This window comes from Paraburkholderia phymatum (assembly GCF_040965635.1).
Taxonomy (GTDB): Bacteria; Pseudomonadota; Gammaproteobacteria; order Burkholderiales; family Burkholderiaceae; genus Paraburkholderia; species Paraburkholderia phymatum_B.
Genome location: NZ_JBFRCH010000037.1, coordinates 15,616 through 40,424 on the forward strand (window position 1 = coordinate 15,616; position 24,809 = coordinate 40,424).

Sequence of the window (24,809 nt, forward strand, 5' to 3'; positions counted from 1 at the left end):
CTCCTTTTAAGTCAAACTGGCTTGTCCGGACGCTGCATCCCGAACGATGCAGGAATGATGCCCGCTCTCACCTCGGTGCCGCGAACCGGCTGCGACATGAACCGGCCCCGTCGCAACGCTTCGCGCCGCTGTGCGCGCAACGATCACAGGCTGCTGCTCAGGCCGCCCCTCGGCGCGCGCGCGCCGTCGATGCTGATCCGTCCAGCGCCCGTCACGCACAGCAACAGGAAGCCGCCTGCGATGCCGACGTTCTTCCAGAAATGGATCACCATGTCGCGCTGCACCGCCGCGTCGGTGATGTTCCAGAAGTCGTGCCCAATGATGGCCGTCGCGATCGTGTATACGGCCATGAACAGCCCGAGCGCGCGAATCTTGAAGCCGACCACCAGAAAGATGCCGCCCAACACCTCGACGGCCGTCGCCACCGGCGCGGCGATCTGCACGAGCGGCACGCCCTTCGAATGCAGATAGCCGACGAAGCCCGCATACCCGATCAGCTTCATCACGCCGCTCCACAGAAAAAGTGCGGCAAGCATGAGCCGGGCAAGAAGAATTACGCCGGAATCGACGGGACGCGTCATAGGTGTGGCTCCTGAATTGAATTAAGCAGCAGACCGACCGGCACGTCATCAGTTCCCGGGCGCTGAAGTCAGAATAAGTGCAATGCTCGGGTTTTCCAAGGCGACAGATTAGGCCGAGTCTGCCTGAATTCTCGGATTTGCGTGCGCGGAGCGACGACAGAAATGCAGACGGGTCGCGGACCATCAAGGTCAAATTACCCGACCGTCGATGCGCGCATTTGTTATAATCCTCTCAGGAAATCGAACAAAATCTAACGCGCGTTTTTCACCGCCCTCCATTGCGTTAGCGAGACCTTCCCCATGCTGAAAACCGAACGTCTGCGCATGCTTGCCGATGCGGTGGCCAAACAGAACGTGATGCGCCTGCGCGACGCGGCGACGCTGCTCGGTGTGTCGGAAATGACGGTGCGGCGCGACATTGCGGCGAGCCCGGACCATTTCACGTACCTGGGCGGCTACATCGTCAGCGCGACGGACGTGCCCAACACGGCCGGCTATTCGCTGGAACAGGAAAAGGACCACTTTGCGCAGGCCAAGGCGGAGGCGTCGGCGATCGCTGCGAAGCTGATCGGCAACAACGAGACGCTTTTCATCGATTGCGGCACGACGCTCACGACGCTCGCCCGCCTGATTCCGAACGAAATGCACGTGACGGTCGTCTGCTATTCGCTGAACGTTGCGGAAATTCTGCGGCGCAAGCCGAACGTGCGGATGATCCTGCTGGGGGGCGTCTATGTGCCGTCGTCGGATTCGTTCTCGGGCGACGAGAGCATCGAAGTGCTGCGGCGCATGGGCATCAACAAGGCGTTCATCTCGGCGGGCGGCGTCGACGATGCGCGCGGCGTCACGTGCTGGAACTTTCACGAAGTCGCGCTGAAACAGGCGGCGATGGCGAGCGCGGTGGAAAGCCATCTCGTCGTCGACAGCAGCAAGTTCGGCGTCGTGAAGGCCGTGCGGTTCTCGAAGATCGAAGACTTTACGTCGATCATCACCGAGAAGGGGCAGGAAGTGCGGAAGGGTTAGTTTTTTGTCTGCGACGCTGTTTGTTTTTTGCCTTTGTCGCGGGCATCCGCGATTGCGGTTTATGTCTGTGACGGCTCTTTTGTGGTGGTGCATTTGCTTTTGCGCTGGCATCCGCGATGCGCCTCGCGGCGCGGGCGTTGCCCCTGTGCGGGGCGGCACCTACTCTTCTTTGCCGCGGCAAAGAAGAGTAGGCAGAAGAAAGCCGCTCACACCGCCAGTGCTTGGCCTTTACCCACGGGCTCTCAACGTCCCCATCCTTCACGCGGCAGCGTGCTCGCTGGTGTTCGTTGCCAACGTTCTGGCTATACGCCTTACCCGCTCCGTGCATCTGTGGCACGACAAAGGCCATCGAACGTTTAGCGCCCCATTTCGGTAGTGAATGCGGTTGCTGCACCGTACACGGCAACGCCCGCAGTACGTAGGCGTATCGCATAGCGAGCACGTCCTGTGCGGCGCGAATGCCTACACACAGTTTGCCGCAAAGGGGCGCAGGACATTCGACGTCGCGGGCCGCAACGCGGGTGCATGAAGCGGGTGAGGCGTTTAAGTAGTGCGCTGGCAACGCACATGGACCAGCATGCTGCCGCGTGAAGGATGGGGACGTTGAGAGCCCGTGGGTAATAAATTGCACTGGCGGTGTGAGCGGCTTTCTTTTGCCTACTTTTCTTTGCCGCTGCAAAGAAAAGTAGGTGCCGCCCCGCACAGGGGCAACGCCCGCGCCGCGAGGCGCATCGCGGATGCCAACGCAGGGTAAGGCGAACCGCCTCGCGGATGCCAGCGCAAAGGCAAAAAACCAAACAGCGTCGCAGACAAAAAACTAACCTTTGCGTTGCAAAGCAAACAACGTCCCCGCGATCAGAATGAACGCGCCGATAATCACCTTCTGCCACGTGCTCGGCACGCCGACGAGAATCAGCACGCTATTGATCAGCGTCACCAGCACGACGCCGAGCAGCGTGCCCGCCACCGTGCCCGTGCCGCCCGTGATGCGCGCGCCGCCGAGTATCACGGCCGCGATCACATCGAGTTCCGTGCCGACGAGATCGAATGGATTCGCAAGCCGGTTGTTCGACACGTGCAGAATGCCCGCGATGCCCGCGAGCATCCCCGTATAGCCGAATACGAACAGATGGATCGCGCGCAGGTTGTAGCCAAGACGCTCTGCAATCGCGAGACTGCCGCCCATCGCGTAGACGCCGCGTCCCATCATCGTGCGGTTCAGCAGCCACCACGTGACGACGGCCGCGATCACGAGCGCGAGCACCGACGCGGGCAGCACCGCGCGCAAGCCGTCCGCCGTGTGATAGAAGAACAGCGGAATGCGCCCGAAGTGGTCCATGCTGTGCGGAATGTTCATGAAGAACGTCGTGCCGATGAACGTCAGCAGGATGCCGCGATACAGATACTGCGTGCCGATCGTCACGATCAGTGAAGGCGCCTTCAACCGATGCACGAGCACGCCGTTGATCACGCCGAGCACGATGCCGCCCACCGCGCCCGCAATCAGGATCAGCGCGAACGGCGCATCGGGCCACCACGCGAACACGGCCTTCGTGATCGCATACATCGTCAGCGCGCCGATCGCCGTGAACGATACGTCGATGCCGCCCGACGCCAGTACGACGAGCGTGCCGAGCGCGAACAGCGACATCGTCGTCGCCGAATGCAGCAGATCGAACAGCGTCGCAAACTGGAAGAAGCGCGGATTGATCGCGCCGACGATCACGCACATCGCGACGATCAACGCCACGGTGAACCACTCCGGGTTGCGCGAGAGCTTCGCGCGCCATGTCGGCGGCTTGACCTCGGGCGCGATTTCGACGACGTTGGGGGTAGTCATGGTCCGGTTCATGATAGACGACATCTCATGCAGCCTCTGACAACAGAGCGTGATACAACTGGGCTTCGTTCAACTGGTCCGCGCGATACTGGCTCGCCACGCAGCCCTTCTTCATCATCAAGATGCGATCGCAATTCTGCAGCAGCTCGGGCAGATCATCGCTGATCAGAATGATGCCGATGCCGCGCTGCGAAAGCTTCTGCATGATCCGATAGATGATGTCCTTCGAGCCCACATCCACGCCCACAGTCGGCCCATGCAGGATCAGCACGCGCGGATCGATCGCGAGCCAGCGGCCGATCAGCACGCGCTGCTGATTGCCGCCCGACAGCGACTGCACCGGCTTGTCGACGCCGGGCGTCGCGATCTGCAAGTCCTTCACCGTCTGTTCCGCAAGCTGTTGCGCGCGAGTACGGTCGATCTGGCCGAAGCGGTCGCGCAGGCTCGCGATCATCGCGGTGATCACGTTGTCGCGAATCGGCTTGTCGAGAAAGAGCCCTTCGTTCAGCCGGTCTTCGGGCACATAGCCGATGCGATGATCCTTCGCATCCGATGGCGTGCGCAAACCGACGGCCTTGCCGTCGAGCGTGACCTTGCCGCTCTCGGCAGGCGCGACGCCCGCGAGCGCGCGCGCAAGTTCGTTGCGGCCCGAATCGAGCAGACCCGTCACGCCGAGAATCTCCCCGCGATGCAGCTTGAACGACACATCGCGGAACTGCGCGCCGCGCGTGAAGCCCTGCACGTCGAGCACGACTTCGTTGCCGACTGCGCCGTCGCGATAGCGCTCGTTCGACAGCTGCCGCCCCGTCATCAGCTCGCTGATCTGTGCTTTCGTGTATTCGCCGATAGGGCCTTGCGCCATCTTCTGACCATCGCGCAGCACGATCACTTCGCCGCCGATCGCATAGCATTCGTCGAGCTTGTGGCTCACGAACAGCACGGTCACGCCTTGCGCGCGCAGATTGCCGAGCACGGCGATCAGGTTGTCGACTTCTTTCTGCGTAAGCGACGTGGTCGGCTCGTCCATGATGACGAACTTCGCTTCGCTCGCGATCGCGCGCGCAATCGCCACGAGTTGACGCGTCGCGAGCGGCAACTGTTCGATCAGCGTCGACTGGAATTCCGCGTCACCGGGCAGGCCGACGGCTTCGAGCGCTTTCGCCGCCGTGCGCGCGAGCGCCTTGCGGTCGAACGTGCGCGTGAGACGGCCGTTGTGTTCGGCAAGCTCGGACGTCAGCGCGACGTTCTCCGCGACGCTCATGTTCGGCAGCAGCGACAGGTCCTGATAGACCGTCTCGATGCCCGCCGCCAGCGATTCGAGCGCCGACAGCCGCGCATGATGCACGCCTTCGATGATCAGTTCGCCCTCATCGGGCGGCTGCGCGCCGGAGATGATCTTGATGAGCGTGCTCTTGCCGCAGCCGTTTTCGCCGAGCAGGTGATAGATCTGCCCACGCTCGAACGAAAGGCTCACGCCGCGCAGCGCATGCACGCCCGTGAACCGCTTGTGTACGCCGACCACCTGCAAGAACGGCGTGGAGGAAACGTTTTGATTCATGCCGAAAGCCGTGCTCCAGATGAATATCGCCGCGTGCCGGCTCTCGTTCGACAGCCGGCACGCGGTCATGCCGCGCTCAGAAGTTGTATTGCTTGTAGTTCGATTTGTCGACGTTCACCCAGCCCTGGCCGCGCACGATGATGCCCTTGCCCGGCCCCTTCTCGACCGTCACTTTCGTATAACCCGGAATGCCGAGATCGGCGCCATTCGCCACCGTCTTGCCGTCGACCAGCATCTGAGCAACCTTGTTCATCGCGATGCCCGCGAGCTTCGGGTCCCAGAACGCGATGCCGTTCACAGCGCCGCTTTCGAGGAACTTGCCCGCTTCCGTCGGCAGGCCCGTGCCATATACGCAGATCTTGCCCTGCATGCCCGATTCTTCGACGGCGCGGCCGATGCCGATCACATCCAGCGACGACGAGCCCTGAAAGCCCTTCAGATCGGGATGCTTGCGCAGCACTTCCTTCGCGACTTCATAGGCCTTCTCGCCGTCGTTGTTCGTTTCGAGCTTCGGCTCGACGAGATTCATCTTCGGGTATTTGGCCTTCGCGTTGTTGATGCCGCCATCGGCCCACTGCACCTGCGAGCGGCTGCCGAGCGAGCCGACCAGCACGGCCCACTTGCCTTCGTCGTGCATGCACGATGCGAGGCGCTCATTCAGGCCCGCACCGTACGCGCTGTTGTCGAACGCCTCGATGTCGACCATCGTGTTCTTCGCGTTGTCCGCTTCGTGCGTGACGACCTTGATGCCGCGATCCATTGCTTTCTTCAGCGCCGGTTCGAGCGTCGGCGGATCGTACGGCACGACCGCGATCGCGGTCACTTTCTTCGCGATCAGGTCTTCGATGATCTTCAGTTGCTGCGCGGCGTCGGCGCGGCCCGGGCCCGTCTGATACGCCTGCACGCCGGGGTTGTCCTTCGCGAACTGCTTGACGCCCTCGTCCATCCGGTTGAACCAGTTGATGCCCGTCACCTTGACGACAGTGACGATCGTCTCGTTGGTCGCGGCCTGCGCGGCGGCGATGACGCCCACCGCGAGTGCGCCGGCAGCGAGGGCAGTGCTCAGTCGAGTCAGCTTCATGCGTTTGTCTCCTTTGTCTTTAGTCGCTCAATGTCCATCCATGTCGCCCTTCATCTGCGTATGCACGTCGGCGGATATCCAGGGCTCCGATGTCCGCTTGTACGGTGATGCCGCGCTAACGCCTCTGGTTCGGCTGCGCGAAGCCGAAGATCGCGCGCACCCGCTCGCCACCCGCGAACGCGAGCGACAACAGCAGCAGAAAACCCCATGCGCAATCGCCGAAAAACTGCGAAACGCCGAGCAGATTGAAGAGGCTCGACAGGAACTGCAAAACCGTGGCCGCGAAAAACACGCAGATGATGCGGCCATAGCCGCCCGCCGGATTCACGCCGCCCATCACGGCGATCAGGATCGCGATCAGCAGATACGAATTGCCGTAGTCCCACTTCGCGCTCGACGTATGCGTGACGCTGATCAGACCCGCGAGCGACGCAAGCACGCCGCACATCGTGTACGTGAGAATGAGCATCCGCGCGCGTGGAATCCCCGTATAGAACGCCGCCTTCGGGTTCGTGCCCATCAGATAGAGACGCAAGCCGAACGGACTGCGCCGCAACACCCAGCCGAGCACGACGACGGCCGCGATAAAGATCACGAACGAAACGGGCACCTGAAGCCACGTGCCGTTGCCGATATCCGACAGCGGCTCGACATAATCGACGTGCACCGACGCACCGTTGCTCAGCACGACCGCGCAGCCCGTGAACAGCAGCTGCGTGCCGAGCGTGCAAAGAATCGGCGTCAGACGCAGGCGCGCGATCACGACGCCGTTCAGAAAGCCGCCGACGAGCCCCATGCACACGACGATCGCGCAGAACGCGCTGGTGTAGAGCATCGGCGAGTCGTCGCCGCTGATGAACTTCGGCACGATCAGTGCCGCGACCATGCCCGACAGGCTCGCGAGCCCGACACCCGACAGGTCGATGCCGCCGTTGCCCGACACCATCGACAGCATGATGCCGAGCGCGAGCAGCCCGAGTTCGGGCAACTGCCCGCCCATCGACTGAAGGTTGTCGAGCGAGACGAACTGGCCTTGCGATACCCATGTCGCGACGAGTACGACGAGCACGTTGACGACGAGCAGAAAGTTCAGTTGCCGGTCGCGAAAGAGGCCAGTGAAAAGCGAGGACTTCATGTCGAAACGAACTCCTTCAGACTGTGCGCCGCGCAACACGGCGCGCTCGCTCAATGCGTTGAAAGCGGATCGCGCGACTGCGCGAGCACGGCGTTGACTTCCGCGAGCATCGGCATCGACGGCGCGGTGCCGGGGCGCGTCACCGAAATGCTCGCGAGCGCGCAGCCGAAACGCGTCGCCTCGACGGCATCCGCGCCGCGCGCGAGCGCCGCCGCGAAGCCGCCCGTAAAGCCGTCGCCGGCGCCCGCCGTTTCCACCACGCGCCCGCACTGGAACGCCGGCACGAACACCGACTGTTCAGCCGAATGCAGCAAGGCGCCCGCTTCGCCGAGCGTCACGATCACGTTGCGCACGCCCTTTTCCAGCAGCACGTCGGCGGCACGGCGCGCATCGTCGACGTTGCGGACTTCGATGCCCGTCAGCGCGGCCGTCTCCGTCTCGTTCGGCGTGATGTAGTCGCACAGCGGAAAAATGCTGTCGTCGAGAGGCAGCGCGGGCGCGGGATTGAACACTGTCGTCACGCCGTGCCTGCGCGCGACTTCGAGTCCACGCCGCGCGGCGGCGACGGGTTGTTCGAGTTGCGTGACGAACACGCGCGCCGACGCGATGTCTTTTTCGATTGCGTCGACGTCGCTCGCGTTCATCGTTCCCGCTGCGCCCGACGCGACGATGATCGCGTTCTTGCCGGTGATGTCGTCGACGAAGATGTGGGCCGCGCCCGTCGATGCGCCGTCGATCACCGACGCGCGCACCGTGATGCCTTCGGCGTCCCACGTCGAGCGGGCAATCGCGCCGAACGCGTCGTTGCCGATGCGCGTGCAGAACACGACGTCGGCGCCCGCGCGCGCCGCCGCGACGGCCTGATTCGAGCCCTTGCCGCCCGGCCCCATCTTGAACGCGGAACCCGCAATCGTTTCGCCGATCAACGGCATCCGGTCCGCGCGGAACGTGAGATCGGTCACGTAGATGCCGAGAATGACGACGCGGCCTTGTTTTTGTTGCGTGGCCATCGGCGTTATTCCCTTGGAGCGTCTGGCGCGAGCAACACGCCCTTCTTGAACACGAAGCAGCCGTAGCCGCGCTGCTCGCCCGTCGCGATCACGCAGTACGCTTTCTTCGCGCGCGCATAGAACGCAAAGCGCTCGATGCCGACAAACGGCACGTCGCGCCCTTCCGCGTTGTTCACTTCGGCTTGCGCTTCGCCCTGCACGGCGGGAATCGTGTCGGGCTCGCCGACCACTTCCATGCGCAGCGCCGGATCATCGACGAACGTATCGAGCGGCAGCACGGAAAGCACGGCGCGAATCGCGCGCGGCGCATCGACGCCGTCGAGTCGCAGCAGCTTGCCCGTGACGGTTTCACGCGCAACGGAGTCGCCCGGGAAATTCGCGTCGCAGATCACGACTTCATCGCCGTGGCCCATCGCGCGCAGCGCGTGCAGCACATCGGCGTTCAACAGCGGGTCCAGATTCTTCAGCACGTTGTCTCCTCCGTTTTCGGTTGGCGCGCTGTCGCCTTGTCTAGGGTCTGCTTACATATGAAACGTGCATGCGTTGCCCCGTAAAGGGCCGCTCGCAAGGACTACGACGCCGCGAATACTGGACGTCCCCCAAGGGGATTTCCTTCGGGGCATATTCGCAAGGAGCATGACGCAGCGGGCGGCCCTTTACGGGGCAACCCCTGACGTGAAGTTCATTCCAGGGGAACGCCCGATCCGAGCCACATGGCGGCGTCGATCGTCGCTTGTTTGGCGCGGCCAAACGGCGCTCCTCTACTCCTTGCCCTGCGGCCCGGATCGGGCGTTCGCATGCACGTTTCATATGTAAACAGACCCTCGCGATCAGGAAACGATTGTCAGGCGATCAGTCGCCGTACGGTATCCAGATGTTCTTCACTTGTGTTGCCTGCCGCAGGAACGCCGGGCCTTCGCTCGATGCGTCGAACCAGTCGAACGCGCGGCCATGATCGACGAACGTGCGCTTCAGGTTGCCGACCGACTCGCGTTCGGCCAGCGCCGAATCCTTCGCTGAGCCAAAGCACCACAGCGCATCGACGTCGTCGTGTTTCGCAAGCGCCGACAGCAGCGGGCCGCGTTCGCCCGTCACGATGTTGAGCACGCCCGCGGGCACGTCCGATGTCTCGACGACCTGATAGAAGTCGGTCACTGTAAGCGGACTCGACGAACTCGGCAAGACGACGACGCGATTGCCCATCGCGAGCGCGGGCGCCGCCAGCGAGATGAACGACAGCAGCGGCGCCTCGTCCGGGCACGCGATACCGATCACGCCGAGCGCCTCGTTCATCGCGAGCGCGACGCCGCGCAACGGCGGCGCATGCACCGCGCCGTCGAACTTGTCGGCCCACGCGGCGTACGTGAAGAGGCGCGTCACCGAGGCGTCCACTTCGCGGCGCGCGGCCGTTTCGCCGGCGCCCGTGCGAACGGTGAGCTGATGCGCGAATTCATGCGCGCGCACCGCAAGATTTTCGGCGAGGTAGTACAGCACCTGCGCGCGGTTGTGCGCGCTCGCCTGCGACCACTTCTGCGCGCCGCGCGCGGCCGCGACGGCGTTGCGAATGTCCTTGCGATTGCCGTCGCCGACTTCGCCGACGACGGCACCATCGGGTCCGTAGACAGACAGCGAATAGCCGCTGTCGGGCCGTGCCTGCTTGCCGCCGATGAAGAGCTTCGCCGTGCGGTCGATCGAAAATGCGTCGGCCTGATTCGACTCGCGATGCGGCCCTTCGTCCGATTGCGACGACGCATCGCGCACGCGCTGCAACGGCTGCCGTTCTTCGAGCGCGAGCCACGCCTTCGGCTTCACATATTCGTAGATGCCTTCGCGGCCGCCTTCGCGCCCATAACCCGACTCGCGATAGCCGCCGAAGCCCACCGCCGCATCGAACAGGTTCGTCGCGTTGACCCACACGACGCCGCATGCGAGACGCGGCGCGACGTCGAGCGCGCGGCCGATCGTCTCGCTCCAGATGCTAGCGGCGAGCCCGTAGCGCGTGTTGTTCGCGAGCGCGACGGCTTCGTCGGGCGTGCGGAACGTCATCGTCACGAGCACGGGGCCGAAGATTTCTTCTTGCGCGAGCGTCGACGCGGGCGCGACGCCCGTGACGAGCGTCGGCGGATAGAAGCAGCCGCCCGCGGGCACGCCGCCGTGGTCCGCCTCCGGCGACTGGTAGATCGTGCAACCTTCGCGGCGGCCCGCTTCGACCAGCGCCTCGATGCGCTCGAACTGCACCTTGTCGACGATCGCGCCGACATCGATGCACTTGTCGAGCGACGGCCCGACCCGCAGCGTCGCCATGCGGCGCTTGAGCTTGTCGATGAAGCGCGCCTCGACGCCTTCCTGCACCAGCAGACGCGAGCCCGCGCAGCACACCTGCCCCTGGTTGAACCAGATCGCGTCGACGACGCCTTCGACGGCACCATCGAGGTCCGCATCGTCGAACACGATGAACGGCGACTTGCCGCCCAGTTCGAGCGTCAGCGACTTGCCCGAGCCCGCCGTGGCCGTGCGGATCAGCCGGCCCACTTCCGTCGAGCCCGTGAACGCGATCTTGTCGACGCCGGGATGATCGACGAGCGCCGCGCCCGTGCGCCCGTCGCCCGTGACGACGTTCAGCACGCCCTTCGGCAGCCCCGCGCGATGCGCAAGCTCGGCGAACAGCAGCGCGGTGAGCGGCGTGTATTCGGCGGGCTTCAGCACGACGCAGTTGCCCGTCGCGATCGCGGGTGCGATCTTCCACGCGAGCATCAGCAGCGGGAAATTCCACGGCACGATCTGGCCGATCACGCCGAGCGGCGCGAAGCTCGCGAACTCGCTGTCCTGCAGTTGCGCCCAGCCGGCGTGATGCAGAAAGTGTCTCGCGACGAGCGGGATGTCGATGTCGCGTGTCTCGCGAATCGGCTTGCCGTTGTCGAGCGCTTCGAGCACGGCGAAGAGACGGCTGTGACGCTGCACCATCCGCGACAGCGCATACAGATGCCGCGCGCGCCCCGCGCCGCCGAGCGCGAACCACGTGGGCTGCGCCGCGCGCGCGGCGGCGACGGCGGCGTCGATGTCGGTGGCGTCGCCTTGCGCGACATGCGCGAGCAGTTCGCCCGTCGCGGGCTCATGCGTCGCGAAGCGCTCGCTCGCAGCGGGCGCGCGCCATCCGCCGTCGATGAAATGACCGAACGTCGCGTCGTGCTGCGCGAGCCACGCGCGCGCGGGCTGATCGTCCTCGAGTGCGGGACCGTACTCCATCGAAGAAAAATACTCGGCTACGCTCATGGGATCGGTCTGCTCAGGCTACAGGGTGACGGTTGAAGGCGGAGTAACGGCCAGTCGCGTGATGCTCCAACTGGCGTTCGACATCGGCGAGAAGGCTCGATGCGCCGATGCGGAACAGTTCGGGTTCGAGCCACGGACGGCCCAGTTCTTCTTTCATCAGGATCTGATACGACAGCGCCGTCTTCGCATTCGACACGCCGCCCGCGGGCTTCAAGCCGATCAGGATGCCCGTGCGCGCGTGGTATTCGCGGATCATGCGCGCCATCACGAGCGACACGTCGAGCGTCGCGTTCACGCCTTCCTTGCCCGTCGACGTCTTGATGAAATCGGCGCCCGCCATCATGCAGACCATCGATGCACGCGCAACGTTCGACAGCGTCTGGATATCGCCCGTCGCGAGAATCGCCTTGAGATGCGCTTCGCCGCACGCGGCGCGAAAGTCGCGCACTTCGTCGTACAGCGCCTGCCAGTTGCCCGTCAGCACATGCTCGCGCGTGACGACGATGTCTATTTCGTGCGCGCCGTCGGCCACCGATGCCTCGATCTCCTTCAGCTTCAAAGGATGCGGAACGAGACCTGCGGGAAAGCCCGTCGACACGGCCGCCACAGGGATGCCGCTGCCTGCGAGCGCATCGACGGCGGCGGCGACATAGCGGTGATACACGCACACGGCGCCCGTCGTGATGCTGCGCGGCGGCACGCCGAGCGCCGCGAGAATGTCGTCGCGCACCGGCTGCTTCGCTTTCGCGCACAGACGGCGCACGCGGCCTTCCGTGTCGTCGCCGTTGAGCGTCGTCAGGTCGATGCAGGTGATGGCCTTCAGCAGCCACGCGGCCTGCGCATCTTTCTTCACGGTGCGGCGCGTGCCGAGCGTCGCCGTGCGGCGCTCGACGGCCGACTGGTTCATGCGCAGCCCGTCGAGCCACGCAAGATCGAAAGGCACGCCGGGATTGCGCACGGGATGAACGTGGGCTGCGCGCCGCAACGCGACCACCGACGACGGCATGGAAAGTTCAGGCATGAGACGTCCGCAGGTTTGTGCAATGCACAGCAACGGCTGATGGTTTATTCGCAGGCATCGTACATCGGTTGATAGGATTCTAACAAGCGTCGTTATGATTGTTTCCACGTGCGACGGATAGGGGAAATGTCGCGCGAAGCGGCGAAAGCGCCGACCGGCGGCGCTTCGGTTGTCGTCGGCGCAAGAAGTTGGTGTTTTCACCAGGGCAAGCGTGCTGCCTGGATTGTGAGAAATGCGTGCCGCGCGCGGGTCGCGTAACAGACGCGATACCAGTGCGGATAACAGCCCAAGCAACCGCCTCGCTAATCGGCCCGGCCGCGGTCAGGCTATGACGCTTTTGGTCGCGGGCGGTCTGTGATGGCAGCGCGCGTCGTTGTGTTCGTCCGTGCCCACTTCGAACTCGCGGCGCGTGCTGGAACGCCGCTCATGGATCGGGCACGCGACCTCGCGGCCTCGCGGCCCACTTCGCCGTTCAGCGCGGCGCAGCGAACGGGGCTTGCGTCCGCGCCGCACATCGCGGCGACATGCGGCGAGACGGGAATTGTCCGTTGGCATCCAGATCACTCTCGACCAATAGGCAAGTGCGCACAGCGCGTCCCGCATTGCCGGCAGCGATGAGACATCGAAATGAACGATCTTTGAAGAGTCGCTAAGCGCAGAGCAATCGGCTTCGAAAACGAGATTCATATCAGCCGAGGCGCCGCCAGATGAGGCCATCCGATGCGCTTTTCAAGGGCCTGATTTTTTGCAGAAATTGCGCTTGAAAATTTGCAGAGGCTTCCTATTTATCGATCACCAGGCAGACGCCGCGTCGACGTGACGGGCACTGCATGTATCCACTTTCGTTGCGGCACGACAGGCACACTCAGCCCGGATTGTCTTGCCGCTCAGAGGAGAGAGCGACCATGAGTGACTATTACTTCGGAACCGATCTGTTCGCCGAACTCGACCGCTTGCAGCGGCACATATCGAGCCGCTTCGGCGCGTTTCCGTCCAGCATCCGTTCAAGCCGTCTGGGTGCGTTTCCAAGCCTCAATATCGGCGTGACCGACGATGCCATCGAAATCGTTGCGTTCGCACCCGGCATCGATCCGTCCAAGCTCGAACTGTCGATCGACAAGGGCCTGCTGACGATCGCAGGCGAGCGGCCGTCGGCGCGCGCCGCGTCGGACGAAGGCGCCCGCGCGTATGCGCAGGAGCGCTTCAACGGCACGTTTCGCCGCGTCGTCGAGTTGCCTCAGCAGGCGGACCCCGACAACGTGCAGGCGCGCTATGTCGATGGCTGTCTGCTGATCACCGTCGGCAAGCGCGAAGCGTCGAAACCGCGCGCGATCACGGTTCAATAAGCGAGGTGAAATCATGAGCGACAACACTCAAGTGACCCAGCGCGACGAAAGCGCGGTGACCCGCAACGGCGCACGCGAGCAGGAACGCCGCGTGACGCTCACGCCGCCCGTCGATATCGTCGAGGACAGCAAGGCCGTGACGCTATGGGCCGATCTGCCCGGCGTGTCGAAGGACAAGCTCGACGTGCGCGTGCATGACGGCAGTCTGACGATCGAAGGCGAATCGGCGGTGCCCGCGCCCATGAACGTGCGGCTTTCGCATGCAGAAGTGCGCGCACCGTTTTTCGCGCGGCGCTTCACGATCAGCGACGACTTCGACACGTCGAAGATCGAAGCGAATCTGAAGGACGGCGTGCTGAAGCTCGTCATTCCGCGACGCGAGCAGGCGCAGCCCCGGCGCATCGACGTGAAGCTGGTCTAACGCGTTCGCCTGAATGAATCGATGAATGAAAACGGAGCACTCGCGAAGTGCTCCGTTTTTTATGCCCGCAACGCGCGATGGCGCTTCAATCTAAATCCGCGCTTCCAACGCCGCTTGCAGATCTCGCACGACGTCGCTCCAGTCGTTGCGCTTCGACTGACGGAAGAGGCGCATGTGCGGGTACCACGGACTGTCGTCGCGATTCAGTTGCCAGCGCCAATCGGGCGTGAACGGCAACGCGAGCCACACGGGCTTGCCGAGCGCGCCGGCAAGATGCGCGACGGCCGTATCGACGGAGATCACGAGATCGAGTTGCGTGACGAGCGCGGCCGTGTCCGCGAACGTCGCTAGGCGATCGGACACGTCGCGTAGCACGCCGCGCTGCACGAGTGCGTCGATGCCCGCGCGATCCACGTCGCGCACGTCCTTCACCAGCGAGACGAACTGCGCATCCGCATCGAACAGCGGCGATAGTTGCGCGAGCGGAATCGAGCGGTTGCGGTCGTTCAGATGCGTGCGGCTGCCCGACCACACGATACCGACGCGCAGTCTCGTGCCACCTTGCCTGAACACGTCGTCCCACTGCTCGACCCACTGCTGATCCGCGTGAACGTACGGACTCTCGCCGACGAAATGGGCCTCGCGAATCTTCAGCGCGAACGCGAGACTCAGCATCGGAATGTGATAGTCGAACGCGGGCAGCGCCGCCGTTTCGCCGATCACGTCCGCTGCGCCCGGATAGCCGTGCAACAGCGGCAGCAACGCGTCCTGAACGCGCACGATGACCCGCGCGCCTTTCGCGCTCAAGCGGTCGACGAAGCGGATGAACTGCAACGTATCGCCGTAGCCCTGCTCGCAATGCACGAGCACGGTCTTGTGTTCGAGCGGCTGCTTGCCCGTCCACAGCGTCGCGTCGGGCAGGCCGTGGCTCATCGTGCCGTCGAGCCAGCGCCATTCGTACTCGCGCCAGCCATGCTCGAATTCGCCGAGCAGCAGATTGGTCTGCGCGCGATTGGTGCGCGCGCCGGCATCGTTGGCGTCGATCGACACGGCCTTCTTGAACTGCTGCAACGCTTCGTCGAAGCGATGCAGATCGCGCAGCGCGACGCCCAGGTTCACATGGGCGCGGACGAAATTCGGTTTCAGCGCAATCGCCTGCCGATACGCCGCGAGTTCTTCTTCATGGCGCTCCATCTGGCCGAGCAGCGTGCCGCGGTTGTAATGCGCTTCGGCGGATCGCGGATAGCGTTGCGTGAGCCGCGCGAGACATTGCAGCGCGCGCTCGTGATCGCCCGTTTGCACGAGCGACATCGCCGCGCCGTGCAGCGCTTCGGCGTGATCGGGATAAGCAGCGAGAACGCGCTCGAACAGCGCGACGGCATCCGCGTGACGCCCGGCCATCTGACAGAGATGCGCGGCGAAATGCAGTTGCTGCGCATTCGTCGATGCAGGTTGCGCGGCGCGCATCGCGTAGTCCGCGGCGCGCGCGTAATCACCCTGTTTCGCGGCGACGTAACCGAGCGCTTCGAGCGCCTCGTTGTGGTCCGGATCGATCGACAGAATGTCGTGCAGCAGCGCAGCGGCTCCGTCGAACTGGCCGGCCGTGAACTTCTGCTGCGCGTCTGCGAGCCGTTGGGCGATATCGTGATTCATGATGCAGCGCTTGCGCGCAGCCGTCGCTGCGCGAGGGGACGGAGGGGTCGATTGTACGCGACGCCCTAAGCCGTCCGCGCGTTGCCGCGCCAGCACCACCTGATCCAGCCGACGAGCGCGAGCAGCATGAGCCCCGCGCCGCCGAGCACGGGCTCGCGCCACGCGACGAGCGCGATGAACGTGAACGCGCGGGTGCCCGCGAACAGCGCGAATCCGGCGATAATGCCCGATGCCGTATCGATTGCGTCCTGCATGCGTTCATACGCGGCGGGGCTCGGCGTGACGGCAGGCTCATGCATGACTTTTCTCCTTGTTTATGCGGGACGGGCGGTCACGCCTCAGGTAGTGCGCTCAGGCCGCGCGCTCAGGCAACGCCTCAGGTAACGCCTCAGATAGCGCGTCAGGCAGCGCCGGGCGCTTCGTCGATGAAGCCCGTGACGGCCTGCAGCCGCCCGGCCGCATCGACGACGCCGAAGTCAGAGCCCTTCACGATCGAAGCACCCGACGGCGTCAGCAGTTCCCACGAGAAACGCAGACGGTTCGCGAAGCCGTCGACCTGCGTCGTGCGGCGAAACGTGTGATGGGGAAAGCGCTCATGGACGGCGCGGACCATCGCGTCGATGCCGTCGTGTCCGTCGCCCGTCAGCAGGGGATCGGCGTAAGCGGCGTCCTTCGCCCACGTCGCCGCGATCTGTTCGCGGCGACGGCCGGCGTCGGTTTCGTTCCAGGTGTCGAAGTAACGGTCGATCAGTGCGGTATGCGCGTTCATCAGAAACTCCTTCAGTCGGTGGAGGGTCGAGACGTGCGCCGCTTGCATCATGTCGGCGGCGGCCTCGGACTGAAGATTCGTCGATGAACGTACGCGAGTCGATTACGCGTGAGGTAATGATCGGTCGGCACCAGCGTCGTTCAGAGGCGCTGGCGCGATGGGAAAGATGTGAAGCGTTCCGTACGGTGCGCTAGCCCCTCGCACCGGGAAGTCCGTCAGCGAGCCGCCTGCCTTCGTCATACCCGGCTTCGCGGGCCTCTTCTTCGCTGCGGAACGTCGCGACGAGTTCCTGAAAGCGCTGGCTCTGCCCTTCGAGATGCGCATCCGCACCATGCCGGCAAACGTAGCCGATGTAATGCCACAAGGTGTCCGGCACGGGCGGCCCATAGGCCGTGACGGGGAGGACCCAGACTTCACGTCCGTTGTGCTCGATCTTGTCCCACATGTTCGCCTCCGCAACGGTAGCAAGGGTCTCCAGTATGACTGCCTTTGCGCGCGTCAGCGATCGGGGGCGCGGCCTACATCCACCTTCGTCCATAGGCCGGACGAGACGGCCGGTCATGCGTGGCGGCACATTACCTCCTGGGTAATGGAATCGCGGCGCACTTTGGCTATCATCGTCGGCATGGACACGATCACCGCCCCCCTCCGCGCGCCGTCCGGCGCTCTCCCGATGAGCCGCACCGTCGGCGACATGCTTCGCGAATGGCGTCAGCGTCGGCGGATGAGCCAGTTGCTGCTCGCCTCCGAGGCCGACATTTCGACGCGCCATCTGAGCTTCGTCGAATCGGGCCGCGCGCTGCCGAGCCGCGAGATGGTCATGCATCTCGCCGAGCGGCTCGACGTGCCGCTGCGCTCGCGCAATGCGCTGCTCGTCGCGGCCGGTTACGCGCCGCTCTATCGCGAGCGTCAGCTGAGCGATCCGCAACTGGGCGCGGCCCGCGAAGCCGTCGATCTCGTGCTCAAGGGTCACGAGCCGTTCCCGGCCTTGGCCGTCGACCGTCACTGGACCATCATCGCCGCGAACAACGCGCTTGCGCCGTTGCTGACGAGCGCGAAGCCAGCACTGCTCGAAGCGCCCGTCAACGCGCTGCGCCTCTCGATGCATCCGGACGGCATCGCCTCGCAGATCGCCAACTGGCATGCGTGGCGCGCGCATCTGCTGTCGCGCCTGCAGCGGCAGATCGACGTGAGCGCCGACTCGACGCTCGCCGCGCTCTACGACGAGCTCGCCGCCTACCCGACGCCGCCTGACGCCGAGCCCGCCGACGAAAACCACGCTTGCACGCTCGCGCAGATCGCCGTGCCGCTGCGCCTGCGCACGGAGCTCGGCGTGCTGTCGTTCTTCAGTACGACGACCGTGTTCGGCACGCCTGTCGACGTGACGCTGTCGGAACTGGCAATCGAGGCGTTCTTCCCCGCCGATCCGCAAACGGGCGAAGCGCTGCGCAAGTTCGCGGATGCGCGCGCGTCGTCCGCCGCCGGCGCCTGAGGGCCGCGCATGGCTTCGGACATCTCGATTCGCCAGCTCGGCCCCGCAGACAGCGACGCGTTTTTCGCGCTGCGTCTGCGCGGGCTGAAAGCGCATCCCGCCGCGTTCGGCCAAAGCTACGACGAAGCCGTCGAACGCGGGCCGTCGCAGCACGACGCGATGCTCGCCGGCACGCATGCGGCGCTCGGCAACTTCCTGCTGGGCGCGTTTTCGTCGACGGATGGCGCGCTCGTCGGCACCGTCGGACTGATGCGCGAGACGCGGCAGAAGGAACGGCACAAGGGCTTCGTGATCGGCATGTATGTCGCGGACGAAGCGGCGGGACGCGGCGTCGGACGCGCGCTGTTGATGGAGCTGCTCGCGCGCGCCGCGCAGATCGACGGGCTGCGGCAAATCACGCTGCTCGTCACGAGCGCGAACGCTTCTGCCCGCACGCTGTATGCATCGCTCGGCTTTCGCGTGTACGGATGCGAACCGGACGCGCTGTGCGTCGACGGCACGTACCACGACGCCGATCTGATGGTGCGATTCATCGACGTACGGGCGCCGCAGACAGCGAATAACGCGGGCGAATAACAGAGCAAGACCCGGAGTGTTCGCGGACGCCCCTCTACGTAGACTGGGTGGCATGGATATGGCAAAAGCCGTCACGGAGCCACTCATGCAGCAAGCCTCATTCGACACACAAGCCGCGCTGTTCGACCTCGATACGCCGCCGCGCAACGATGCGCGTAAGCCCGAGCAGAAGGACGCGCGCAACGACGCGCCCAGCCCCGCGCCCGCGATCGCGACGGCTCAGACGATCGGGCCACGCGTCGACGCAATCGACTGGACGCGCGCCGCAGGCGAACTCGACGCGCATGGCTGCGCGATGCTGCAAGGCTTGTTGCGCGCCGACGAATGCGACGCGCTTGGCGCGCTCTATGCGCGCGACGACCTGTACCGCAGCCGCGTCGTGATGGCGCGGCACGGCTTCGGACGCGGCGAATACAAGTACTACGGCTATCCGTTGCCCGATGTCGTCGGCGCGTTGCGCACGGCGATTTATCCGCGTCTTGCGCTCATCGCGAACGGATGGAACAGGACGCTAGGCATCGACGTGCGCTATCCGCCGACGCATGCCGCCTTCCTGCGCCGCTGCCGCGAAGCGGGCCAGCTGCGCCCGACGCCGCTGATCCTCCAGTACGCGGCGGGCGACTTCAACTGCCTGCATCAGGACCTGTACGGCGAGCACGTCTTCCCGATCCAGCTCGCGATCCTGCTGTCCGAGCCCGGCAAGGACTTCACGGGCGGCGAGTTCGTGCTGACGGAGCAGCGTCCGCGGATGCAGTCGCGTGTCGAAGTCGTGCCGTTGCGCAAGGGCGATGCCGTGCTGTTCGCCGTGCATCAACGGCCCGTGCAGGGCACGCGCGGCGCGTATCGCGTGAACATGCGGCATGGCGTGAGCCGGCTGCACGCCGGCCATCGGCAAACGCTCGGCATCATCTTTCACGACGCAACGTGAGTGCGCCGGCGTGCGTCCACTGCAAGCCCTCTATCAGCGCCGTCGTCGGGGGACGAGGCGCGCTCAGCATCATCTGGCGTAACGTGCTATGGTTTTAGACTGGCTTTCGGCTGCACTTCTCTTCGGTTGCACTTCGGTTGCAAGCATGCAGACGAGGCCGCATTTTCATCATCACGAGTCGCGGCGCATGCCGTCAGCACGGCGCCCGCGCACTGCACCGCACTGCACGATTCACACGCTCGTCCAACGTTCGTCATGTCCGATCTCGCTACACCGCTTCCGCGCCGCTTCGACATCAATCCGAAGCCGCTCGCCTTCTCCCTCGTTCTGATCGCGCTCGGCGCGGTCTATCTCGCGCATACCGTCAACGGGCGCCAGGCGGCCCTCTATGTGGTCGGCGCGCTGCTCGGCATGTCGCTGTATCACGCGGCGTTCGGCTTCACGTCGGCGTGGCGCGTGTTCATCGCCGACGGCCGCGGCGCAGGCCTGCGCGCGCAGATGCTGATGCTCACGATCGGCGTGCTGCTGTTCTTCCCGGCGCTGTCAGCTGGGTCGCTGTTCGGCCATCCCGTCGCGGGCCTGGTGTCGCCTGCGGGCACATCCGTCGTGGTCGGCGCGTTCATGTTCGGCATCGGCATGCAGCTCGGCGGCGGCTGCGCGTCGGGCACGCTGTACACCGTCGGCGGCGGCAGCACGCGCATGCTCGTGACGCTCGCCGCGTTCATCGTCGGCTCCGTCGTCGCGACCGCGCATATGCCGTTCTGGACCGCGCTGCCGTCGCTCAAGCCGACTTCGCTCGTGACGACGCTCGGCGCGGGCTGGGCCATCGCGATCAACCTGGCGATCTTCGCGACGATCGCCGCGCTGACTGTCGCGATCGAGCGGCGCCGCCACGGGCGGCTCGTCGGCGAGCCGCCGCGCGCCGCGAGCGCATCGCCGTGGCTGCAAGGGCCGTGGCCGTTGTTCGCGGGTGCGATCGCGCTCGCGCTGCTCAACTTCGCGACTCTCGCGCTGTCGGGCCGTCCGTGGGGCGTGACATCGGCATTCGCGCTGTGGGGCGCGAAGCTGTTTTCAGTCGCGGGCATCGACGTCGCCAACTGGCCTTACTGGAACGCCCATGCGAACGCGGCGGCGCTCGCGGCGCCCGTCACCCGCGATGTGACGAGCGTGATGGATGCGGGGATCATCCTCGGCGCGATGGCTGCGGCCGCTCTGGCGGGCCGCTACGCGCCCGTCTGGCGGCTGCCCGCGCGCTCGCTCGTCGCGGCCGTCGTCGGCGGCTTGTTGCTCGGCTACGGGGCCCGGCTGGCCTACGGTTGTAATATCGGCGCTTACTTCAGCGGCATCGTGTCAGGCAGCTTGCATGGCTGGCTGTGGCTCGCCGCCGCATTCGCGGGCAACGTGATCGGCACGCGCCTGCGTCCCCTCTACGGACTCGAAGTCGAACGCGTCCGCCCGACCGGCTGCTGACCTGTCGCAAACTCTCGCCGAGTCCTGTAACAGGATTCGGCCAAACCAGTTACAAACTCCCCGGATTTGTAACTGGTCTCTCGTCTTTTTTGTTACATCTCGGGTTATCCCTGAACCGCCATCCGGCAGCGTATTTTTTACCTGACGAATTTTGCGGCCTCTTTCCTATTCCTTTCAAAATTCATATCGATTTCGCATAAGCGCGGATAACGCGCAGCGCGCGAACCAATCGGAAGAAATTGCTTCAAGCCTTGTTTCATAAGGGTTTGCGAGCGGTCTGCGGCAAACGTTTTCGCACTATCAGGCGATTATGACGGCGACATGAAAGAGTTACCGGAATTACCGTTGTTTTGTCGTATCTTTTTTTTGAGACGGGGATTGATTTTTGTAAAACCTGTTCATACAATTCCGCCCAAGCTGTTACGAAATGTAACGTCTTGTATCAAAGATTGGCAGCCGTATCTGCACTCAACTTGACGCCGGAGATCATCAGTGTCCGGCGGGGCAAAAGACCAAAACGGCATAAAAAGCCGGCATAAGTAATTCGGGGCTTCGGAAACAGAGAAAATGGACCGTAGCAGCGAGACGCTGGATTCTATCCGCGAGATCAATTTGTCTTACATCATGCTCGCACAACGTATGTTGCGCGAGGACAAGGCAGTCGGGATGTTCCGTCTGGGCTTGTCGTCGGAGCTGGCCGATATTCTTGCCGGGCTGTCGCTCGCGCAGATCGTCAAGCTGGCCAGTTCCGATCAGCTTTTGTGCTTCTTCCGCTTCAACGACCACGCGATGCTGTCGGCGTTGACGCACACGTCCCGCAACGCAGAAGTGGCATCTACGCATGCCGCGATCCTGCTGGCGGGGCAGCCCGCAGAGCAGTTCGCTTAAACCGCAGAGGACTGCCATGCTGAAAAAGAGCCTCACCGAAGACGCGCAGGAAGTATTCCGCGCGATCGCGCTCATCGAGCTGGGCGCACGCATGCAGGTGCTCGAAAGCGAGCTGACGCTGTCGCGCGACCGGATGATCCGCCTGTATCGCGAGGTGAAGGGCGTATCGCCGCCGAAGGGCATGCTGCCGTTCTCGGCCGACTGGTACATGACGTGGCTCGCGAACATTCACGCTTCGCTCTTTTACAACACATATCTGTTCCTGAAGAACGAAGCGCGCTGCACGCATCTGGACGCGCTGACCAAGGGTTATCGCCTGTATCTGGAACATTGCCGTCATAGCCAGACGGAGCCCGTCCTCGATCTGACGCGCGCATGGACGCTCGTGCGTTTCTTCGACGCCGACATCCTGCAACTCACGCGCTGCTGCCGTTGCACCGGCAAGTTCGTCGCGCACAGGCACGATCTGCAGCACAACGTTGTGTGCGGCGCGTGCCAGCCGCCGTCGCGCGCGGGCAAGACGAAGAAGGCCGCAGCCGCGAAGCGCGAGGCGCTGCGCGAAGCCGCGCCCGTGCCGCAGATCGTGGAGATCGCTCCGCCCGAAGAACAGGTCGTCGAGGAAGCCGCTTTGGCGGCCTAGCGACGCGCATCGCACCGTCCATCCGAAGCTACGCATCACGTTTGAAGCGGGTCTCTCGAGACCCGCTTTTTTTACGCCGGCAACTTTCGAGTTCCAGGCTTTTGCGTTCCCGGCTTTTGCGTTCCCGGCTTTAGCGTTCCGGGCTCTTGCGTTCCGGGCTCTTGCGTTCCGGGCTCTTGCGTTCCGGGCTCTTGCGTTCCGGGCTCTTGCGTTCCCGGCTCTTGCGTTCCCGGCTTTTGCGTTCCAGGCTTTTGCGTTCCAGGCTTTTGCGTTCCCGGCTTTTGCGTTCCCGGCTTTTGCGTTCCAGGCTTTTGCGTTCCCGGCTTTTGCGTTCCCGGCTTTTGCGTTCCCGGCTTTAGCGTTCCGGGCTCTTGCGTTCCGGGCTCTTGCGTTCCGGGCTCTTGCGTTCCGGGCTCTTGCGTTCCGGGCTCTTGCGTTCCGGGCTCTTGCGTTCCGGGCTCTTGCGTTCCGGGCTCTTGCGTTCCCGGCTCTTGCGTTCCGGGCTCTTGCGTTCCGGGCTCTTGCGTTCCCGGCTCTCGCGTTCCGGGTTCTCGCGTTCCGGGTTCTCGCGTTCCGGGTTCTCGCGTTCCGGGCTCTCGCGTTCCGGGCTCTTGCGTTCCCAGCTCTTGCGTTCTCATCCAGCGAGGCCGAACGTCTGCACCACGAGCCACAGGTTCGCCGCGCTGATCACCACGAAGAGCGCCCAAGCGACGATGCGCGTCGGCAGCCGGTTCACGAATTCGCCCATCAGCGCGCGGTCGTCGGTCATGCGGATCAGCGGATACAACGCGAACGGCAATTGCAGGCTCAATACGACCTGGCTCGCAACGAGCAACTGACCGACGGCGCCGTTGCCGAGCATCTGCACGCCGACGAGCGCGGGAATCAGCGCGAGCGCGCGGGTGATGAAGCGCCGCTGGTAGCATGGAATCTTCAGTTGCAGAAAGCCCTCCATGATCACCTGCCCCGCGACCGTGCCCGTGAACGTCGAGCTTTGCCCCGACGCGAGCAGCGTGATCGCGAACAGCACAGCCGCGAAACCCGTGCCGACGATCGGCGCGAGCAGCCGGTAGGCATCTTCGATTTCGGTAACGGCCGTGTGCCCCGTCGAATGAAACGCGGCGCCCGCGAGGATCAGGATCGCCGCATTGATCAGCAGCGCAAGAAAGAGCGCGACGATCGTGTCGAGGCGCGACAGCGAAATCGCTCCGGCGAGCCCTTCGCGATCGCGCTTGACGGCGCGCGTCTGCACGACTGAGGAATGCAGATACAGGTTATGCGGCATCACCGTCGCGCCGAGAATGCCGATCGCGAGATAAAGCGGCTCGCGCCCGCCGAGCGCCCGCCACGACGGCGCGAGCCCTGCTATCACGGACGGCCAGTGCGGCTTCACGAGCGCGAGCTGAATGACGTATCCGACGCCGATGGTTGCGATCAGCGCGAGCATGATCGCTTCGAGATCGCGAAAGTTCTTGCCCTTGAGACCGAGCACGATCAGCGTATCGAACGCGGTGAGGATCACCCCGATCGTCAGCGAACATTTGAACAGCAGATGAAACGCGAGCGCGCCGCCAAGCACTTCGGCGAGATCGCAAGCGACGATCGACAGCTCGGCAAGCAGCCATTGAATGCGCGCGACGCCAGGCGAGTAACGCGTGCGCGACAGCTCCGCGAGATTGCGGCCCGTCACGATGCCGAGACGCATGCTCAGGCATTGCAGCACCATTGCGGAGAGGCTCGACAGCACGACCACGAACAGCAGGCTATAGCCGTAGCGCGAACCGGCTTCGATATCGGTGGCCCAGTTGCCCGGGTCCATGTAGCCGATCGACACCAGCAGGCCAGGGCCCGCGAACTGCAATAGCTTTTTCCAGAACGGCGCGGAGGACGAGACGGCGACGGAGCCTTGCACCTCGGACGGGCAGAACGGTGCGGTTGCCGTAGTAGGAAGCTTGAACTGCAAAGCCGATAACCTCGCGATGAATGACCTGCGGCATGAAGAGCGTGGCTGCTGACTGGCCGTGCCGCGAAACGGCTCCAAGTGTACAAAGAAACGTGCGACGGCGTCCCATCAGGGTCGAAGCGCCGCACATCCGCGAGCAAA

General features: G+C 64.3%; 23 protein-coding genes. 9 read left to right on the plus strand and 14 right to left on the minus strand.

Going from position 1 to position 24,809, the window contains the following annotated elements; genetic code table 11:
• Positions 1-143: 143 nt before the first annotated feature.
• Positions 144-581 carry a DoxX family protein gene (locus AB4Y32_RS34115; protein ID WP_368725522.1) on the minus strand — a complete coding sequence of 146 codons (438 nt, stop codon included), beginning with the start codon at positions 579-581 and terminating at the stop codon, positions 144-146.
• Positions 582-881: 300 nt separating this feature from the next.
• Between AB4Y32_RS34115 and AB4Y32_RS34120 the strand changes: the two genes are divergently transcribed.
• Entirely contained in the window at positions 882-1,604 is a 723-nt protein-coding gene (locus tag AB4Y32_RS34120; protein ID WP_368725523.1) for a DeoR/GlpR family DNA-binding transcription regulator, read from the plus strand.
• A gap of 817 nt (positions 1,605-2,421) precedes the next feature.
• On the opposite strand, the gene AB4Y32_RS34125 is transcribed toward AB4Y32_RS34120, so the two are convergent.
• The 8 genes from AB4Y32_RS34125 to deoC all read right to left on the minus strand — a co-directional run bounded on the left by AB4Y32_RS34125 (position 2,422) and on the right by deoC (position 12,522).
• The gene (locus AB4Y32_RS34125; protein ID WP_368725524.1) at positions 2,422-3,468 is read right to left on the minus strand and encodes an ABC transporter permease; all 1,047 of its coding nucleotides are present in this window, start codon (positions 3,466-3,468) and stop codon (positions 2,422-2,424) included.
• A gap of 1 nt (position 3,469) precedes the next feature.
• On the minus strand, positions 3,470-5,002 hold the full coding sequence (locus AB4Y32_RS34130) for a sugar ABC transporter ATP-binding protein (protein ID WP_368725525.1): 1,533 nt from the start codon (positions 5,000-5,002) through the stop codon (positions 3,470-3,472).
• A 76-nt stretch (positions 5,003-5,078) separates the two neighbouring features.
• A complete protein-coding gene (locus tag AB4Y32_RS34135) occupies positions 5,079-6,083 on the minus strand; it encodes an autoinducer 2 ABC transporter substrate-binding protein (RefSeq protein WP_368725526.1) in 1,005 nt (334 codons plus the stop codon).
• A 115-nt stretch (positions 6,084-6,198) separates the two neighbouring features.
• Positions 6,199-7,218, minus strand: coding sequence for an ABC transporter permease (locus AB4Y32_RS34140; protein ID WP_368725527.1), 1,020 nt, complete (start codon positions 7,216-7,218; stop codon positions 6,199-6,201).
• A gap of 50 nt (positions 7,219-7,268) precedes the next feature.
• On the minus strand, positions 7,269-8,228 hold the full coding sequence (rbsK, locus tag AB4Y32_RS34145; protein ID WP_368725528.1) for a ribokinase: 960 nt from the start codon (positions 8,226-8,228) through the stop codon (positions 7,269-7,271).
• A 5-nt stretch (positions 8,229-8,233) separates the two neighbouring features.
• Positions 8,234-8,698 (minus strand): RbsD/FucU family protein, encoded by a 465-nt coding sequence (locus AB4Y32_RS34150; RefSeq protein WP_368725529.1) that lies wholly within the window; start codon positions 8,696-8,698, stop codon positions 8,234-8,236.
• 382 nt (positions 8,699-9,080) lie between these two features.
• On the minus strand, positions 9,081-11,501 hold the full coding sequence (locus tag AB4Y32_RS34155) for an aldehyde dehydrogenase family protein (RefSeq protein ID WP_368725530.1): 2,421 nt from the start codon (positions 11,499-11,501) through the stop codon (positions 9,081-9,083).
• A gap of 13 nt (positions 11,502-11,514) precedes the next feature.
• Complete coding sequence (gene deoC / locus AB4Y32_RS34160; RefSeq protein WP_368725531.1) at positions 11,515-12,522, minus strand: deoxyribose-phosphate aldolase; 1,008 nt, start codon at positions 12,520-12,522, stop codon at positions 11,515-11,517.
• 905 nt (positions 12,523-13,427) lie between these two features.
• Here deoC and AB4Y32_RS34165 point away from each other — a divergent pair.
• Together AB4Y32_RS34165 and AB4Y32_RS34170 are read left to right on the plus strand one after the other, a co-directional pair.
• On the plus strand, positions 13,428-13,868 hold the full coding sequence (locus AB4Y32_RS34165) for an Hsp20/alpha crystallin family protein (protein WP_368725532.1): 441 nt from the start codon (positions 13,428-13,430) through the stop codon (positions 13,866-13,868).
• A 13-nt stretch (positions 13,869-13,881) separates the two neighbouring features.
• Positions 13,882-14,289 (plus strand): Hsp20/alpha crystallin family protein, encoded by a 408-nt coding sequence (locus AB4Y32_RS34170; protein WP_368725533.1) that lies wholly within the window; start codon positions 13,882-13,884, stop codon positions 14,287-14,289.
• A gap of 90 nt (positions 14,290-14,379) precedes the next feature.
• Here the strand turns inward: AB4Y32_RS34170 and AB4Y32_RS34175 are convergent, their stop codons facing one another.
• From AB4Y32_RS34175 to AB4Y32_RS34190, 4 genes are all read right to left on the minus strand, one after another.
• Entirely contained in the window at positions 14,380-15,942 is a 1,563-nt protein-coding gene (locus AB4Y32_RS34175; RefSeq protein WP_368725534.1) for a tetratricopeptide repeat protein, read from the minus strand.
• Between the two features lie 65 nt (positions 15,943-16,007).
• Entirely contained in the window at positions 16,008-16,241 is a 234-nt protein-coding gene (locus AB4Y32_RS34180) for a hypothetical protein (RefSeq protein ID WP_368725535.1), read from the minus strand.
• A 101-nt stretch (positions 16,242-16,342) separates the two neighbouring features.
• Positions 16,343-16,711 carry a nuclear transport factor 2 family protein gene (locus AB4Y32_RS34185; RefSeq protein WP_368725536.1) on the minus strand — a complete coding sequence of 123 codons (369 nt, stop codon included), beginning with the start codon at positions 16,709-16,711 and terminating at the stop codon, positions 16,343-16,345.
• Positions 16,712-16,901: 190 nt separating this feature from the next.
• The gene (locus AB4Y32_RS34190; protein ID WP_368725537.1) at positions 16,902-17,156 is read right to left on the minus strand and encodes a hypothetical protein; all 255 of its coding nucleotides are present in this window, start codon (positions 17,154-17,156) and stop codon (positions 16,902-16,904) included.
• A 180-nt stretch (positions 17,157-17,336) separates the two neighbouring features.
• Between AB4Y32_RS34190 and AB4Y32_RS34195 the strand changes: the two genes are divergently transcribed.
• From AB4Y32_RS34195 to flhC, 6 genes are all read left to right on the plus strand, one after another.
• Positions 17,337-18,203 carry an MmyB family transcriptional regulator gene (locus tag AB4Y32_RS34195; RefSeq protein WP_439899879.1) on the plus strand — a complete coding sequence of 289 codons (867 nt, stop codon included), beginning with the start codon at positions 17,337-17,339 and terminating at the stop codon, positions 18,201-18,203.
• Between the two features lie 9 nt (positions 18,204-18,212).
• Positions 18,213-18,779, plus strand: coding sequence for a GNAT family N-acetyltransferase (locus AB4Y32_RS34200; protein ID WP_368725539.1), 567 nt, complete (start codon positions 18,213-18,215; stop codon positions 18,777-18,779).
• A gap of 85 nt (positions 18,780-18,864) precedes the next feature.
• Entirely contained in the window at positions 18,865-19,707 is an 843-nt protein-coding gene (locus tag AB4Y32_RS34205) for a 2OG-Fe(II) oxygenase (RefSeq protein ID WP_368725540.1), read from the plus strand.
• Positions 19,708-19,962: 255 nt separating this feature from the next.
• Positions 19,963-21,177, plus strand: coding sequence for a YeeE/YedE family protein (locus AB4Y32_RS34210; protein ID WP_368725541.1), 1,215 nt, complete (start codon positions 19,963-19,965; stop codon positions 21,175-21,177).
• 567 nt (positions 21,178-21,744) lie between these two features.
• Positions 21,745-22,065: a flagellar transcriptional regulator FlhD gene (gene flhD / locus AB4Y32_RS34215; protein WP_342942775.1), complete on the plus strand. Its 321-nt coding sequence runs from the start codon at positions 21,745-21,747 to the stop codon at positions 22,063-22,065.
• 16 nt (positions 22,066-22,081) lie between these two features.
• Complete coding sequence (gene flhC / locus AB4Y32_RS34220; protein ID WP_368725542.1) at positions 22,082-22,705, plus strand: flagellar transcriptional regulator FlhC; 624 nt, start codon at positions 22,082-22,084, stop codon at positions 22,703-22,705.
• Between the two features lie 634 nt (positions 22,706-23,339).
• Here the strand turns inward: flhC and AB4Y32_RS34225 are convergent.
• Positions 23,340-24,668: an Nramp family divalent metal transporter gene (locus tag AB4Y32_RS34225; protein WP_368725543.1), complete on the minus strand. Its 1,329-nt coding sequence runs from the start codon at positions 24,666-24,668 to the stop codon at positions 23,340-23,342.
• Positions 24,669-24,809: the final 141 nt, after the last annotated feature.